The organism is Streptomyces sp. Ru73, assembly GCF_002920575.1.
Classification (GTDB): Bacteria; Actinomycetota; Actinomycetes; order Streptomycetales; family Streptomycetaceae; genus Streptomyces.
In genome coordinates this window covers 1-14,891 of sequence record NZ_PQSQ01000048.1, presented here as the reverse complement: position 1 = coordinate 14,891, position 14,891 = coordinate 1, and the positions used below count along the sequence as shown (strand labels likewise).

At 74.7% G+C, this 14,891-nt stretch carries 15 protein-coding genes; 6 read left to right on the top strand and 9 right to left on the bottom strand.

What is annotated here, in order from left to right:
• Window positions 1-4 precede the first annotated feature (4 nt).
• The 4 genes from C3486_RS20745 to C3486_RS20730 form a co-directional block, all read right to left on the bottom strand.
• Window positions 5-889 (bottom strand): DMT family transporter, encoded by an 885-nt coding sequence (locus C3486_RS20745; protein WP_103834241.1) that lies wholly within the window; start codon window positions 887-889, stop codon window positions 5-7.
• A 27-nt stretch (window positions 890-916) separates the two neighbouring features.
• Window positions 917-1,837, bottom strand: coding sequence for a DMT family transporter (locus tag C3486_RS20740; protein ID WP_103834240.1), 921 nt, complete (start codon window positions 1,835-1,837; stop codon window positions 917-919).
• A 48-nt stretch (window positions 1,838-1,885) separates the two neighbouring features.
• Window positions 1,886-2,722 carry an SDR family oxidoreductase gene (locus C3486_RS20735; protein WP_103834239.1) on the bottom strand — a complete coding sequence of 279 codons (837 nt, stop codon included), beginning with the start codon at window positions 2,720-2,722 and terminating at the stop codon, window positions 1,886-1,888.
• A 127-nt stretch (window positions 2,723-2,849) separates the two neighbouring features.
• Entirely contained in the window at window positions 2,850-3,614 is a 765-nt protein-coding gene (locus C3486_RS20730; protein ID WP_103834238.1) for a polysaccharide deacetylase family protein, read from the bottom strand.
• A gap of 68 nt (window positions 3,615-3,682) precedes the next feature.
• Between C3486_RS20730 and C3486_RS20725 the strand changes: the two genes are divergently transcribed.
• Window positions 3,683-4,873 (top strand): galactosyldiacylglycerol synthase, encoded by a 1,191-nt coding sequence (locus C3486_RS20725; RefSeq protein ID WP_103834237.1) that lies wholly within the window; start codon window positions 3,683-3,685, stop codon window positions 4,871-4,873.
• A gap of 28 nt (window positions 4,874-4,901) precedes the next feature.
• Window positions 4,902-5,324, top strand: coding sequence for a PaaI family thioesterase (locus C3486_RS20720; protein ID WP_103834236.1), 423 nt, complete (start codon window positions 4,902-4,904; stop codon window positions 5,322-5,324).
• Between the two features lie 48 nt (window positions 5,325-5,372).
• On the opposite strand, the gene C3486_RS20715 is transcribed toward C3486_RS20720, so the two are convergent.
• A complete protein-coding gene (locus C3486_RS20715) occupies window positions 5,373-6,299 on the bottom strand; it encodes a fumarylacetoacetate hydrolase family protein (RefSeq protein WP_103834235.1) in 927 nt (308 codons plus the stop codon).
• Window positions 6,274-7,617, bottom strand: coding sequence for an MFS transporter (locus tag C3486_RS20710; RefSeq protein ID WP_181138624.1), 1,344 nt, complete (start codon window positions 7,615-7,617; stop codon window positions 6,274-6,276). The genes C3486_RS20715 and C3486_RS20710 overlap by 26 nt, the downstream gene beginning before the upstream one ends.
• A gap of 202 nt (window positions 7,618-7,819) precedes the next feature.
• Here C3486_RS20710 and C3486_RS20705 point away from each other — a divergent pair, with 202 nt between their 5' ends.
• The gene (locus tag C3486_RS20705; RefSeq protein WP_103834233.1) at window positions 7,820-9,139 is read left to right on the top strand and encodes an enolase C-terminal domain-like protein; all 1,320 of its coding nucleotides are present in this window, start codon (window positions 7,820-7,822) and stop codon (window positions 9,137-9,139) included.
• Window positions 9,140-9,144: 5 nt separating this feature from the next.
• Window positions 9,145-9,912 (top strand): FadR/GntR family transcriptional regulator, encoded by a 768-nt coding sequence (locus C3486_RS20700; protein ID WP_103834232.1) that lies wholly within the window; start codon window positions 9,145-9,147, stop codon window positions 9,910-9,912.
• A 33-nt stretch (window positions 9,913-9,945) separates the two neighbouring features.
• On the opposite strand, the gene C3486_RS20695 is transcribed toward C3486_RS20700, so the two are convergent.
• A complete protein-coding gene (locus C3486_RS20695; RefSeq protein WP_103834231.1) occupies window positions 9,946-10,164 on the bottom strand; it encodes a hypothetical protein in 219 nt (72 codons plus the stop codon).
• 180 nt (window positions 10,165-10,344) lie between these two features.
• Here C3486_RS20695 and C3486_RS20690 point away from each other — a divergent pair, with 180 nt between their 5' ends.
• Together C3486_RS20690 and C3486_RS20685 are read left to right on the top strand one after the other, a co-directional pair.
• Window positions 10,345-11,292 (top strand): hypothetical protein, encoded by a 948-nt coding sequence (locus C3486_RS20690; protein ID WP_103834230.1) that lies wholly within the window; start codon window positions 10,345-10,347, stop codon window positions 11,290-11,292.
• A 230-nt stretch (window positions 11,293-11,522) separates the two neighbouring features.
• Complete coding sequence (locus C3486_RS20685) at window positions 11,523-12,128, top strand: response regulator transcription factor (RefSeq protein ID WP_103834229.1); 606 nt, start codon at window positions 11,523-11,525, stop codon at window positions 12,126-12,128.
• On the opposite strand, the gene C3486_RS20680 is transcribed toward C3486_RS20685, so the two are convergent.
• Both C3486_RS20680 and C3486_RS20675 read right to left on the bottom strand, forming a co-directional pair.
• A complete protein-coding gene (locus C3486_RS20680; RefSeq protein ID WP_103834273.1) occupies window positions 12,058-13,848 on the bottom strand; it encodes an ABC transporter ATP-binding protein in 1,791 nt (596 codons plus the stop codon). The genes C3486_RS20685 and C3486_RS20680 overlap by 71 nt on opposite strands.
• The coding region (locus tag C3486_RS20675) for an ABC transporter ATP-binding protein (RefSeq protein ID WP_146075023.1) at window positions 13,845-14,891 on the bottom strand (1,047 nt) is incomplete at its 5' end. The genes C3486_RS20680 and C3486_RS20675, both read right to left, overlap by 4 nt.

Below are 14,891 nucleotides of genomic sequence, written 5' to 3'. Positions count from 1 at the left end.
GGACTCAGCCGCACTCCGGTGCGGCCTCCTCCGGGTCACGGTGGCCGCCGGTGGGCATGGCGGGGTGGCGGCCGAGGAGGAAGACGCCGGCCACCACCGCCGCCAGCCCGGCGAACTCGCCCGCCAGGGCCGCCGGCGTGACGCGGATGCGGTCCCCGAGGAAGCCGATGCCGCAGGCGATGCCGGCCAGCGGTTCGGCCGCGGTGAGCGCGGGCAGCGACATCCGCAACGGCCCCGCCTCGAAGGCGCTCTGCACGAGCATCAGCCCGGTCACGGCCAGCACCACGATCACGTACGGCTCCCAGCTCATCAGCATCCGGCCGATGCCGTGCTCCTCCGCGAGCGAACTGGACACCCGGGTCAGCGCGTCCTGGAGCCCGTACAGCACGCCCGCGGCGGCGGCCAGCAGCGGTGGCTCCTTCACCAGCCGGACATGACGGGCCGTCAGCACCAGGAGCACCGCGACGGCGAGGACGCCGCCGAAGACCAGCCAGTGCCGCAGCGACCCGGTGTCGTCCGGACCGCTGTGCGGGCTGCCCGCGATGATGAACGCCGCCACGCCGCCGCTCAGCAGCAGCACCCCCGCCCAGCCCGAGAGCCCCAGCCGCTCCCCGCTCAGCCACCGGGCCAGCACCATCGCGAAGAGCAGATTCGTGGCCAGCAGCGGCTCTACCCGGGACAGGTCGCCCTGGCTCAGCGCCAGCACGCTGAAGATCTGCCCGGCGACCATGCAGCCGATCCCGGAGAGCCACAGCGGCACCTTCACCAGGTCCAGCAGCAGCCGGAAGCTGAGCATGTCGGACAACGGCGCGCTCCGCGCCGCGTGCTGCTGCAGGACGAAGCCCAGTCCCAGCAGGCACGCGGCGAGCACGCCGTAGAGGTAGAGCATCCGTGTCTCCCTGTGTCCGGGGCCGGCTCACCGGGACGGCGGCGGGGGCCCGGCAGGTGCCATCCGGTCCGCTTCGATCAGTGCCTCTTCCCCCTTCAGCAGCGGAGAACGGGTCAGTACCACGGCGGAGAAGGCCATCAGCACGCCGCCGGCCACCGCGGGTACGACGTACCAGCCGCCGCGTACGGTCTCGGCGAAGGCGAAGGAGCCCCACAGAATGGCCACGATCGGGTCGGAGAGCGTCAGCCCCGGCTGCGCGGCCAGCAGATTGCCCGCGTGCAGCGCCGACTGGAGCAGGAACATCGCGAGGATGCCCGCCGCGACCATCGCGTAGAGCTGCCAGGTCGCGAACACCGCCCCGACGCCCTCCTCGCCGTGGCTCATCGCGCCCTTCATGAAGGCGGCCGTCAGCCCGAACTGGCAGCCGGCCGCCACGCCGAACGCCCCGGCCCTGCGGCTGCTCCCGCCGGGCACCCCGGGCGCCGCACGCCGGCCCCACTCCACGGCGGCGACCACGACCAGGAGGTTGGCGGCGACGCCCACCGTCCACGCCTTCCAGCCGGCCTCCTGGCCCGCCCCGGCCGCGGGCGCGAGGAAGTACAGCAGGGCAGCCAGCCCCACCGTCATGCCCACGATCGACAGCCACTCGCGGTGGTGCAGCCGGGCGTGGAACACCCACGACGCCAGCAGCAGCGTCACCGGCAGCTCCACGACCAGGATCGGCTGCACGACCGACAGGCTGCCGGTCGCCAGCGCGGCCGCCTGCAGCACGAAGCCCAGGATCACGCACAGGAATCCCGCGAACCACACCGGACGGCTCAGCAGGTGCAGGATCAGCCGCGGCCGCAGGCTGTCCTCGCTCGGCAGGTCCCGGCTCGCGCGCCGCTGCAGCACCGAGGCGGCCGCGTTGGCGCAGGCGGCGAGCACGGCCAGGAGGTAACTCAGCACGACGTCCTTCCTCGGTCGTCCTCCCCGGAGGACGCGGCGGTCGGTCCCTCAGGCGAAACGCGTGGCCAGCCGCCGGAACAAGGCGGGGGCGAGGCCCTTGAAGCGGGCGGGGAGCTGCAGCCAGCCGGGCACGAACACCTCGCTGCGCTCGTGCGCCACCGCGCCCCAGACGGCGTCGGCGACCCGCGCGGCGGCGATCGGCCGGGGCCGGGAGCGCTGGTAGGGCTGGCCTCTGCGGGCGAAGAAGGGGGTGTTCACCGCGCCGGGCACCACGACGGACACCTGTACGCGGGTACCGGCCAGTTCGTAGCGCAGGCTCTCGGCGAAGGCCGCGACCGCCGCCTTGGCCGCCGAGTACACCGCCTCCTCGCGCACGCCGACGGCGCCCGCGATCGACCCCACGAAGAGCAGGTGTCCGCGGTCCCGGCGCACTATGTGGGGGAGCAGCCGGCGGGTGAGGTGGACGACGGCGGCCAGGTCGACCGCCAGTACCTCGTCGATCGCGGCGGGCGGCATGGCGGTGAAGGGCCCGGCCCAGCCGACGCCGGCCCCCGCGACCAGTACGTCCACGCCGCCGGCGGCTGCCACGGCGGAGTCGGCGAGCTCTCCGCAGGCGGCGGGGTCGCTCAGGTCGTACGGCAGCGGTGTCGCGTCGCAGCGGGCCGCGACGCGGCCGAGCCGGTCCTCGTCACGGCCGTTCAGCAGCAGCCGCCAGCCGCCCTCGGCGGCGAACCGGGTGGCCACGGCGGCGCCGATGCCCGACGAGGCGCCGGTGATCAGCGCGACCGGTGCCCCGGCCGGATGCACCGGCCGTACGGGGCCGTGCGGGCCCGGCAGGCCCTCGGGGAGCACAGGGCTGTGCGGCAGTGGTCCCGTGGCTTCCACAGGAGACCTCCTCCGGGACGCTACTCACCCTCGGCACCGGTGTCCGTGCCCCGGGCCGGACGCGGACACGGGCTCCGACATCCTCACCAGCATGCCACGGATTTCGTGATGATCCGGGCAATTGCCCTCATTGGAGCCGTCGCACCGTGTCGTCGGTTCCGTGGTCGCGCAGCGGGCCCACGGTGAGGCCCTGCCGGCGGCAGTGCTGCACCAGCGCGGGCAGCGCGTGCAGCGTGGCGCGCCAGGAGCCGGGTGCCGAGGTGCGGTCGCTGTCGTGCAGCAGTACCGTCGCGCCGCCCTCCAGCCGGCGCTGCACGGTCCGCACGATCGTTTCCGCAGAGGCGCCCGCCGTCCAGTCCCGGCCCCACGCCGACCACAGCACGGTCCGCAGCCCCAGCCGGTGCGCCGCGGCCCAGCGGCCGCCGGTGAGGATGCCGTACGGCGGCCGGTACCACCGTGGCCGGGTCCCGCAGACGTCCGTGACCGCGCGGACGGCCCGGCGCAGCTCGCGCAGTTCGCGCACCGGCCCCGGCCACCACGGCCTGCGGTGGTCCCAGCCGTGCAGCCCCACCTCGTGCCCGCGCGCCACCAGTTCCCGCCCCAGCTCGGGCGCCTCGGTCAGCGCCGAGCCCAGCAGGAAGAAGGTCGCCCGTACGCCCAGGCCGTCCAGCGCCTCCAGGAAGCGCGGCGTGCTCGCGCGATCGGGCCCGTCGTCGAAGGTGAGGGCGACATGGCCCGGATGGCCCTGTCCGTCCAGGCCGGGGAAGAGCAGTCTGCGTACGGGCGGCAGCCAGGTCCCGGCCGGGCCGATGTGCAGCGCGGCCGCCGCTGTCGCGGCCGCTGCCGCCGCCTGCCACGCGGCGGGCCCGGTCGGAGGACGGTCGATGCGCATGCCGCCCAGTATGGTCGCGTACGGTGGGAAATGCTCGCGTTTTGCATCCGGACCGGGGGCGTGCACACATGGGCGGACGATTCGTCATCCTCAGCGCCGGCATGGGGGCCGGCCACCACGCGGTGGCGGGCGAGCTGGCCCACCGGCTGACCGGCCGCGGCCACCGCGTCGCCACCCTCGACGTCCTGGACCTGCTCCCCGCCGGCGCCGGCACCGCGCTGCGCGGCTTCTACGCCACTACGATCCGGTACGCGCCCGCGCTCTACGAGGCCATCTACCGCGCCTACTTCGTCCCCCGCCCGGCAGGCGGGCCCGGCGGACCGCAGCCGGGACCCGACACCTCGCCCGTCGTCGCGCCCGCCGCCCGGGAGCTGCGGCGGCGGCTGGCCGGCGAGCGGCCCGACGCCGTACTCGCCACCTTCCACCTGGCCGCACAGGTCACCGGCCGCCTCCGGGAGGCAGGCGCACTGCGCTGCCCCGGCATCGTGGTGGTCACCGACTTCGCCGTCCACCGCCAGTGGCTGCATCCCGCCAACGACGCGCACCTCTGCCCGACCCGGCAGACCGCCGAGGACGTCCGCCGGCTCGGCGGCCGGGGCGCCGAACCGGTCGGGCCCCTGGTGCCCGCCGCGTTCCGCGCCCCGCCGGACCCGGCGCGTACCGCCGCCTTCGCCCGCCGGTTCGCCGAACGGGCCCCGGGCCGCACCCCCGTCCTCCTGTCCAGCGGCGCCTGGGGCGTCGCCTCGCACCTGGCCCGCACGGCCGCGCTGCTCCGCGACGGCGGCTACCTCCCCGTCGTGATGTGCGGCCGCAGCCGCTCGCTGCGCCGCCGGATCGGCCGGGTGCCGGGGACGGTGGCGCTCGGCTGGGTGGCGGACGTACCGGCCCTGATGGCGGCGGCCGGGGCGCTGGTGGAGAACGCGGCGGGACAGACCGCGGCGCAGGCGCTGGCCGCCGGGCTGCCCGTGGTGAGCTACCGCCCGATCCCCGGGCACGGCGCGGCCGGCGCCGAACGGATGGCCGAAGCCGGCCTGTCGACCCTCGCCCACGGACCGGCGGACCTGCTGCGCGCCCTCGCCGACCTGACCCCCGAAGGCCCGCCCCGGCAGTCCCGCATCGCCGCCGGCCGGTCCCTGTTCCACACCGACGCGGCCGACGCGGTGCTGCGGACGGCGGGGTGCGCGGACGACGCGGCACAGTCGGAGCAGGAGCCCGACCGGGCCCAACACCCCACCCAGCACGGTCATTTCGGGCCGTAGCCGGGAATCGCCGGTCTAGCATCGCCCCATGACCACACGCGCCGCGTACACCACCGAGCAGCTGCTCGCGGCCATGCCGCTCGCCGTCACCCTGGGCGTCCGGATCGACGCCGCCGCACCGGACGCCGTCGAAGGGCACCTGGACCACTCGGCCGCGCTGACCACGCTCGGCGGCGCCCTGCACGGCGGCGCGCTGATGGCGCTCGCCGACTCCGTCGGCGCGGTCTGCGCCTTCCTCAACCTGCCGCCGGACACCACCACCACGACGCTGGAGTCCAAGACCAACTTCCTGCGCGCCGTGCGCGAGGGGGCGGTCCGGGCGACGGCGCGTCCGCTGCACACCGGCCGGACCAGCATCGTCGTCGAGACCGACCTGCACGACGACCGCGGCCGGCACATCGCCCGCACCACCCAGACCCAGGCGGTGCTCCCGGCCGGGCCCCCGGCCTGACGCCCCGTTCGCCGGCCGCCGGGCCGCCGCGCCCGGTGCCGGTCCGGCTCAGCCGCTCCGGTGCGCCAGCCGCACCCACGGGTCGGTCAGCGACTCGGTCAGCCAGTCCAGCGGGGCCCGGCCGGTGCGGACCGGATTGGCCAGCCGGCCCACGCCGTCGATGACGATCTCCACCACATCGCCCTCCCGCAGCGTGAAGTCCAGCTCCGGCACGATGCCCGTCCCCGTCGAGAGCACCGCGCCGTCCGGGAACGGCTGGCCGTGGAAGAGGTGGTGCACGAGGTCCTGCGGGGTGCGGTGGAAGGCGGCGGTGGAGGTCGCCGCCTCGTACGCGGCCACCCCGCCCCGCTGCACGGTCATGGCGATCTTCAGGGCCGTCGGATCGCCGATCTCCCACGCGGGCACGATGCCCGCGGAGAGCGCCGTGCTCCCCGCGTACACCTTGGCCTGCGGGAGGTACAGCGGGTTCTCGCCCTCGATGGAGCGCGAGCTGACGTCGTCGGCGACCAGGTAACCCACCGTCTCGGCATGCCGGTTCAGGACGAGCGCCAGCTCCGGCTCGGGCACGTTCAGCGCGGAGTCGTCCCGTACGGCGATCGGCTCGCCGTCCGTCACGACGCGCCACGGCACGGACTTGAAGAACAGCTCGGGACGTTCGGCGTCGTAGATCCGCTCGTACACCGACTGCTCGGTGCTCTCCGCGATCCGCGCCTCCCGCGAGCGCTCGTACGTCACGCCGGCCGCCCACACCTCCGTCAGTCCGTCCACCGGCGGCAGCAGGAGCACTTCGGTCTCGGTGGTGTCCGGCTCGCGCGCCGCCGTCTTCTCGGCCAGCGCCCGCAGTTCGGCCACGGTGCGGTGCAGGAGGTCGGCGAGGCGCGGGGTGCCGGGGAGGGCGCGGATCGCGCCGTCCGCGTCCGCGAGCCCGGTGCGGACGGTGCCCGTGGTGTCAGCGAAGCGCACGATGCGGGTCATCGGTGAGGTCCTCCTTGTCGGTCGGGTGGGACGCCGCGGGCGCGGCGCGCAGGCCGGCCCAGCGGAAGCCGGTGACGACCGCGGCACCGGCGGCGACGATCAGGGTGATGGCGTAGAGGCCGTTGGTACCGGAGCCGGTGGCCGACTCGGTGACGCCCATGACGTACGGGCCGAGGAAGCCGCCGAGGTTGCCGAAGCCCGAGATCAGGGCGATGGTGCCGGCCATCTGCACGCCGGTGAGGATCGTCGGCGGCACGGTCCAGAAGACCGGCTGGGCGCCGAGGAAGCCGAACGCGGCGACGCACAGGGCCGCAACGGCGGGCACCGGCGGCAGCAGCGCCCCGCCGACCAGGCCCGCCGCGGTCAGGATCAGGGCGAGGCGGAGCGGGCCGCGCCGGTTCCCGCTGCGGTCGGAGAACCAGGGCAGGACCAGCACGCCCAGCAGCGCGCACACCCAGGGCAGCGCGGAGACGAGGCCGATGCCGACGTCGTCCAGGCCGTTGATCCGGCCGACCAGCGCGGGCAGCCAGAAGGTCACCCCGTAGACCCCGATCTGGATCGCGAAGTACACGAACATCAGGCGCAGTACGCGGCTGTCGCCCACGATCTCCCGCACACGGCGCGGCGGATGCGCGTCCTCAGCCGGCCGGTCCGCCTCGATCCGCGCGGCCAGCAGCGCCTTCTCCTCGTCCGTCAGCCAGCGCGCGTCCTCGGGACGGTCGGTGAGCAGCCACGGCACGGCCAGCGCCAGCAGCACCGTCGGGGCGCCCTCCAGCACGAACATCCACTGCCAGCCGTCGAGTCCGGCCAGCCCGTGCAGGCCGATGAGGTAGCCGCCGACCGGATTGCCGATGATGCTGGAGACGGCCACGGCGGACTGGAACATGCCGGTCGCCTTCCCGCGGTCGGCGGCCGGGAACCAGTACGTGAGGTAGAGGATCACGCCGGGGAAGAAGCCGGCCTCGGCGGCGCCGAGCAGGAAGCGCAGCACGTAGAAGCCGGTCGGCCCCGAGGTCAGCGCCATCGCGCAGGACAGCAGGCCCCAGACGAACATCAGCGCGGCGAGCCAGCGGCGGGCGCCCCAGCGGTGCAGCACCAGGTTCGAGGGCACGCCGAGCAGCGCGTACCCGACGAAGAAGACGCCGGCGCCGAAGCCGTAAGCGGCGGCGCCGATGCCCGCGTCGACCTCGAGGTGGGTCTTGACGAGCGCCACGTTCGTCCGGTCCAGGAAGCTCAGGACGAACATCAGGAACAGGGGTGGGAGCAGGCGCCGTGCGACCTTCCGGCGCACGCGGTCCGCTGTGGTTGCCGCGTTCATCCGACCTCCTCGGGAGACATCTGACCGCTGGACCGTACGAGCCGTCGTCCACCCGAGCAATACCCCGAACACTGGGAATTTTTCTCGGTGAAACGTCTGGTCGCCGTCGAAGACATCTGACATCTTGGTCGCGCGCTGCCCCGCGACCCGGCTCACGGGACCAGCGCTCCGCACCGGCATACCCGTACAGGAGTGAGCGCCGATGACCGCCCGTATCGTCGATGCCGAGACGATCGATGTCCGCTTCCCCACCTCGCGGGACCTCGACGGCTCGGACGCCATGAACGAGGCCCCCGACTACTCGGCCGCCTACGTCGTCCTGAAGACCGACGGCGCCGACGTCCCCGACGGCCACGGCTTCACCTTCACCATCGGCCGCGGCAACGACCTCGCCGTCCACGCCGCGCGCGCGGTCGCCGAACGGGCCGTCGGCATGACCGTCGAGGAGATCACCGGCGACCTCGGCGGCTTCTCCCGCCATCTGCTCGGCGACAGCCAGCTGCGCTGGCTCGGCCCCGACAAGGGCGCCATCCACCTCGGCACCGCCGCCGTCGTCAACGCCGCCTGGGACCTCGCCGCCAAGCAGGCCGGCAAGCCCGTCTGGAAGCTGCTCGCCGACATGACGCCCCAACAGATCGTGGACCTGGTCGACTGGCGCTACCTCAAGGACGCGCTCACCCCCGAGGACGCGCTGGCCATGCTGGAGGAGAAGGCCGCCGGCCGGGCCGAACGCGAGGCGTACGTAAGGGAACACGGCTACCCCGCCTACACCACCAGCGCCGGCTGGCTCGGCTACGACGACGACAAGCTCGCCCGGCTCTGCCAGGAGGCCGTCGACGCGGGCTGGGACTCCGTCAAGCTCAAGGTCGGCGCCGACCTCCAGGACGACATCCGGCGCTGCCGCATCGCCCGCTCCATCATCGGCCCCGACCGCCGGCTCATGATCGACGCCAACCAGACCCTCGGCGTGGCGGAGGCGATCGACTGGGCCAAGGCGCTGGCGGAGTTCGACATCTGGTGGTTCGAGGAGCCCACCAGCCCCGACGACGTCCTCGGCCACGCCGCCATCGCCCGGCAGATCGGCCCCACCCACGTCGCCACCGGCGAACACGCCCACAACGCCGTGATGTTCAAGCAGTTCCTGCAGGCCGACGCCATCGGCATCTGCCAGATCGACGCCTGCCGGCTCGGCGGCGTCAACGAGGCCGTCGCCGCACTGCTGCTCGCCGCCGCACACGGCGTACCCGTCTGCCCGCACGCCGGCGGCGTCGGCCTGTGCGAACTGGTCCAGCACCTGTCGGTGTTCGACTACATCGCGGTCAGCGGCTCCATGGAGAACCGCGTCATCGAATACGTCGACCACCTCCACGAGCACTTCCACGACCCCGTCCGGACCCGCGGCTCCCGCTACCTCGTCCCCGAAGCGCCCGGCTACAGCGCGCGCATCCGCCGCGCGACGCTGGACGCCTACCGCTACCCGGACGGCCCCGTCTGGAGCGGCGGCGGACGAGTGGCATCCTGACGTCCATGCCCACCAAGAGAGAGCGGCCGGGCCGCGGCGACGGGAGCGGCGCCGGCGGCGGCAGCGTCGTCGACGAGGCCATCGGCCGGCTGCGCAAGCGCATCGAGAGCGGCGAGTTCGCGCCCGGCCACCGCCTCCCCCCGGAGGCGGTGCTCGCCGCCGAGCTGGAGCTGTCCCGCCCCTCGCTCCGCGAGGCGGTCCGCGCGCTGGCCATGGCGGGGGTGCTGGACGTACGCCGCGGGGACGGCACCTTCGTCACCGACCTGCACCCGGAGCGGCTGCTCAGCGCCCTCGGCAGCTTCCTGGACCTGGCCCAGGACACCGGCCTGGACGAGATGCTGGAGTGCCGCAAGGTCATGGAGCCCGGCGCCACCGCGCTGGCCGCCACCCGCATCGACGACGCCGCGCTGGACGGACTGCTGGAGCGGATCGAGCGGATGCGCACCCTCCAGGACCCCGAGGAGCTGGTCCGCGAGGACCTCGCCTTCCACGCGGACATCGTCGCCGCGGCCGGCAACCGCACCCTCTCGTCCCTGGTCTCCTCCGTCACCCAGCGCACCGCCAGGGCCCGCATCTGGCGTGCCCTGGTCAAGTCGGACGTCATCTCCTGGACCCACCAGCAGCACATGGACATCTACGCCGCGCTGCGCGCCCGCGACAGCCTGGCGGCCTTCACCGCCGCCAGCCGCCACGTCGGCGACGTGGAACTGTGGGTACGCGAACGCCTGGACCCGCTCCGCGCGCACACGGAACGGGCCGGGGAGAGCGACTGAGGAAGCGCGCCTGCGCCCGTACGGGCGCCCGGCTCACGCGTCCCGGGGCCAGTGATCCAGGTCGCCGCCCCGCCACTCGATGAGTGCGGGATCCGCCAGCGGGATCTCCTCGGCATCGGACAGCCCGGCCCGGCGCAGGAACTCCGCGACGTCCCCGCGCCCGTGGGCGAGCCCCACGATCTGGCCGTGAATGGCCACCCGCCGCCCGCCGCCGGTGGGCGGATACACGATCACCGGTGGATGTGTGGTCATACCCCCAGGCTGTCTCTCCGCCGCCCGCCGCGCATCCCGAAGCCCGTATTCCGGTCGTGAGGACGGCCGGCGGCCGGGCTCCGGTACGTGCTCCGGACGGCGCCACGCCCGGTCGAGCGGGTACCGGCCAACGGCTACCATCGGCGCATTCGTGGCTGTCGCCGGGAGGAAGAGGAAGAGATGGGCCTGTTCCGCCGCGGACCGAAGAGGGATCCGCGCGACACCCCGCGCGACGGGGAGTTCGGCTTCTTCTCCGAGCGGGAGGGCGGCATCTTCCGCAGCCAGGTGCGGTCGGCCTTCGCCGAGCAGGGCCTGGAGGTGACGGTCTACGCCGGCATGGTCACCGATTCGGGCGGCCGGCAGTTCGGGCTCGGCAACCTCGCCGCCGTCTGCCACCGCGACCGGCGCGGCGAGCGGGCCTGGCCCGCGCTCATCCGGGACCATGTCGGCAAGGTCCTCCGTACGATGGACGGCCCCCAGCCGCTGGAGACGCTGTCCGAGGACGAGCTGCGGGCCCGCCTCTTCCCGCGCGTCGTCGCCGAGGACTCGCTGCCCGCCGCCGAGTCCTTCCGGTACGCCCGCCCGCTCGCCCCCGGACTGCGCGAGGTGCTCGCGCTCGACCTGCCCGAGGCCGTGCAGATGCTCGGCGAGGACTCGCTGCTGGACATCGGGGACGTCGCCGAGCTGCGCATCCGGGCGCTGAACAACCTGCGGGCACTGCCGGTGGAGGGGCACGAGACGGTCCGCCGCGGCGACGGGTCGTCCTTCGAGGTGGTGCTCGGCGACTCCTTCTTCACCGCCAGCCGGGTACTGGTCCTGGACGAGCTGGCGGAACGGCTGACCGGCGCGCCGCTGACGCCGGACGGCGCGCTGGTCGCGCTGCCCTTCCGGCACCAGCTGGCCTTCCACCGCATCCACGACGCCCAGGTCATCCCGGCGCTCCAGGCGATGGCGCAGTTCGCCGCTGCCGGGCACGAGGACGCGGCGGGCGCGATCACACCGAACGTGTTCTGGTGGCGCCGGGGCACGATGACCCGGCTGAGTGAACCGGACGGGGACGGGCTGCGGGTGGTCGTGGACGAGGACTTCCAGACCATGCTGGAACGGCTGGTCCAGGACGAGGCGTAGCGGCGGGGCCGGTTCCGGCAGGGGCCGGCGGCATTGGTGAGGCCCCGCACACGGGGGATGATGCGGGGCCTCACTCTGTACAACGGCCGGACCCGGCCGGAGGTTCCGCCGTCCCCGAAGATTTCGCGAATAAATCCACGGGGTGGCCCAGCGGCCGGGCAGATGCGGACAGACCCGGAGATAATTCCTCATGGGGAGGCGGGAGACAGGTCGGACAGCAGGGAGCGACAGTGATCCGGGTCCTTCTCGTCGAGGAAGACGGGCTCATGCGCGGAGCGCTCGCCGCACTCCTGACCCGCGAGGCGGACATCGAGGTCGTCGCGCAGACCGCGGGAAACGGGCAGGTCCTCGCGCGGGCGCTGTCCTACCGCCCCGACGTGGTCGTCATCGACGTCGACGGGCACCAGGAGGAGACGCTCGCCACCGCGGGCACGTTGTGCGAGCGGCTCCCCGAGTGCCGGACGCTGCTGGTGGCGGGGGCACCGACGCTGGAGCGGCTGCGCAGCGTACTGGCCCTGCGGCCGCCGGGCCTCATCGGGAAGGACGCGCCCTCGGACCGGCTCGTCGAGGGCATCCGCAAGGTCGTCGGTGGCCAGCGGTACATCGACCCGGGCCTGGCGCTGCTGGTGCTCGACGCGGCGCAGGACCCGCTGACGCCCCGGGAGCGGGAAGTCCTGCGGCTCGCCGCGGCCGGCACCCCGGGCCGGGAGATCGCGGACCGGTTGTCGCTGTCCGTGGGCACGATCCGCAACCACCTCTCGGCCATCACCCGTAAAGTCGGGGCACGGAACCGGATCGATGCCATCCGGATCGCCCGGGAGTCGGGGTGGCTCTGAGCGCCGGGTCCCCGCCGCCCCCGTCCTCCCAGTGCCCCACCAGATCCCGGTAGAGGGCGGACCCCGCCAGCAGCTGCTCGTGCGTGCCGAGCACGGCCCGCGCGCCGTCCAGCACCATGATCCGGTCGGCCCGCAGCGCCGAGCTTATCCGGTGCGCGCACACGATCAGCGTGCCCGGGCGGCGGGCGAACGCCTCCTCCGCACGCGCCTCGGCGGCCGGATCGAGATGGCAGGTGGCCTCGTCCAGCAGGACCAGTTCCGCCGGCGGGAGGTAGGCCCGCACGAGCGCCACCAACTGCCGTTCCCCGGCCGACAACTCCTGCCGCGTCACGATCGCTCCGTACCCGCCCAGCCGTTCCACCAGCGGCCGGGCGCCGACCTCCGCCACCGCCGCGTCCACCGCCGCCACCGGCACGCCCGGCGCCAGATACGTGAGGTTCTCCCACAGCGACCCCGCGAACACGTACGCCTCCTGCGGGATCAGCACCCGGTGCCGGGCCGTCCCCCCGTCCAGGCTGCCGACCGGTACGCCGCCCAGCCGGACGTCACCGGACCGGGGCGTGAGCACTCCGGCCACCAGCGCGGTGAACGTCGACTTCCCGGCCCCGCTCGGCCCCACGACGGCCAGGTGCTCACCCGGCCGCACGGCGAGATCGAGCCCGTCGAGCACCGGCTCGGCCGCCCGTGCGTACCCGAACGTGACGCCGCGCAGCTCCAGCCCCGCGTCCCGCGGCACCGCGGGCGCCCGGCCGTCCCCGGACTCCGCCCGCGGTCCCTCGGCCGCCTCCGCGATCCGGCCGAGCGTGACCAGCAGCCACAGCCCGCTGTCGCCGACCCCCCGTACGAGATCCTGCAACGACGGCTGGAGGCCCTGCGACACGTACGTCACCGCACCCAGCACCGCACCCGCCGTCACCCCTCGCTGCACCAGCCACGGTGCGCCGGCCAGGACGAGGACGAGCGGCAGCCAGCCGCCGACGGCCAGCGAAGCGGTCCGCACGGCCGTCATGCGCGCCAGGGACCGGGTGGCCAGCGCCGACGCGTCGATGTCCCGGCCCGCGCGCTCCCGTACGACGTCCTCCGCACCGCACGCCACCACGTCCCGCAGCCCGCCGGTCACCTCGCTCGCGGTCCCCGCGACGCGTTCGTCGGCCAGCGCCACGTCCCGCTGGCGCGCGGCCAGCGCCCGCAGCGCCCCCGCGAACAGCCCCAGCCCCACGAGCAGCGGCGGCAGCACGAACAGCAGCAGGGCGGGGTCCAGGGCCGCCAGGCCGAGCAGCGCACCCACAGCGGACGCGGCGAACCCCTGCACGAACATCACCACGGCCCCGTACGCCTCCCGGGCGATCTCCACCTGCTCGGTCAGGCGCGCGACGCCGCCGGTGTCGGCCGGCCGGTCAGCGCGCGCCGACCGCCGCAGCGTGCCCGACGCCACCAGCGTGACCAGCTCGTCCCGGAGCGGCTCGACGACGGCCGCGAGCCCGAGCGTCGCGTGCCGCGTCGCCCAGGCCCCGACCCCGGCCGCCACCGCCAGCACCCCCAGCCAGGCGAAGCCCGCTCCGGCCCGGCCGGCGAGGAAGCCGTCGTCCACCGCGCGGGCGACCACCCACCCCGCGAGGAACGCCGGCACGGCCTGCACCAGCGACCACCCGGCCAGCCGCAGGAACTCCCCGCGCCGCCGGCGCAGCGACGACCGCAGCAGTCCGGCCGCGCCCGTCATGCCGCGCTCCCGGTCCGCGTGGCCGCGCCCGTTCCGGGGCCGGCGCCGGGCGGGTCCGGCCGGAAGGCGGCCCGGTACTCCGGCAGCGCCCACAGCTCGCGATGGGTGCCCTGCCCGCGGACGCCGCCGCCGTCCAGCCAGATCACGTGGTCGGCCCGCGCCGCGGTGGACGCACGGTGGGTGACGACGAGGCGGGTGCGTCCCGCCAGGGCGCCGGTGAGCACCTGGCTGATGTGGTGCTCGGTGACGGTGTCCAGGCTGGCGGCCACGTCGTCCAGCACCAGTACCCGGCCGGCCTGCACGAACGCCCGGGCCAGCCCCACCCGCTGCACCTCTCCGCCGGAGAGCGGGGCGTCCGCCGGACGGGTCCGGTACCCCTGGGGCAACCGTCTGAGGAAGGCGTCGGCCCGGGCCGCCACGGCCTGCCGCACCACCTCGTCGGCGCGGGCCGTCCGCTGCCCCATGCCGATCGCGTCGGCGAACGTCTCGCCGAGCAGCACCGGCCGCTCGAAGCCGTACGCGACGGCGCCGCGCAGCGCGGACCGGTCGAGATCCCGCAGCGGCACGCCGTCCAGCAGCACCTCGCCCTCGTCCGGGTCGGCGAGCCGCCCGGCCAGCGCCGCCAGCAGGGACTTCCCGGACCCGGACCGGCCCACGACCGCGACCAGCGCCCCGCCGGGGACGGTCAGCCACACGTCCGCCAGGACGGTGCCACCGGGGCTCCGCCCGTCACCGCCCGCTCCGCGCGCCGTGACGCCCCGGAACTCCAGCGCCCCCGGCCCCTCGGGAAGCCTGGTGCCGCCGTACGTCACCGGGGGTTCGGCGAGCACCTCGGCCACCCGGCCGGCGGTCGCGCGGGCCATGGCCAGCCGGCTCGCCGAGGACACCAGCGCGCTGATCCCGGTGGCGAGCACCACGTACTCGCCGGCCGCGAGCACCTGGCCCGGCGTGAGGCGGCCCCGGGTGAGCTCCAGACCGGCGACCGCGAGCACGGCGACCTCCAGCAGGGGGATGACCAGGGCCTCCCGCGCCGAGACCCGCGC

What these genes read in the sequence shown, in the direction of transcription:
- C3486_RS20700 (WP_103834232.1), top strand. Translation starts at nt 9,145, where the DNA reads ATGCCCACCAAGAGAGAGCGGCCGGGCCGCGGCGACGGGAGCGGCGCC.
- C3486_RS20710 (WP_181138624.1), bottom strand. Translation starts at nt 7,617, where the DNA reads ATGAACGCGGCAACCACAGCGGACCGCGTGCGCCGGAAGGTCGCACGG.
- C3486_RS20720 (WP_103834236.1), top strand. Translation starts at nt 4,902, where the DNA reads ATGACCACACGCGCCGCGTACACCACCGAGCAGCTGCTCGCGGCCATG.
- C3486_RS20745 (WP_103834241.1), bottom strand. Translation starts at nt 889, where the DNA reads ATGCTCTACCTCTACGGCGTGCTCGCCGCGTGCCTGCTGGGACTGGGC.
- C3486_RS20705 (WP_103834233.1), top strand. Translation starts at nt 7,820, where the DNA reads ATGACCGCCCGTATCGTCGATGCCGAGACGATCGATGTCCGCTTCCCC.
- C3486_RS20695 (WP_103834231.1), bottom strand. Translation starts at nt 10,164, where the DNA reads ATGACCACACATCCACCGGTGATCGTGTATCCGCCCACCGGCGGCGGG.
- C3486_RS20715 (WP_103834235.1), bottom strand. Translation starts at nt 6,299, where the DNA reads ATGACCCGCATCGTGCGCTTCGCTGACACCACGGGCACCGTCCGCACC.
- C3486_RS20690 (WP_103834230.1), top strand. Translation starts at nt 10,345, where the DNA reads ATGGGCCTGTTCCGCCGCGGACCGAAGAGGGATCCGCGCGACACCCCG.
- C3486_RS20730 (WP_103834238.1), bottom strand. Translation starts at nt 3,614, where the DNA reads ATGCGCATCGACCGTCCTCCGACCGGGCCCGCCGCGTGGCAGGCGGCG.
- C3486_RS20725 (WP_103834237.1), top strand. Translation starts at nt 3,683, where the DNA reads ATGGGCGGACGATTCGTCATCCTCAGCGCCGGCATGGGGGCCGGCCAC.
- C3486_RS20680 (WP_103834273.1), bottom strand. Translation starts at nt 13,848, where the DNA reads ATGACGGGCGCGGCCGGACTGCTGCGGTCGTCGCTGCGCCGGCGGCGC.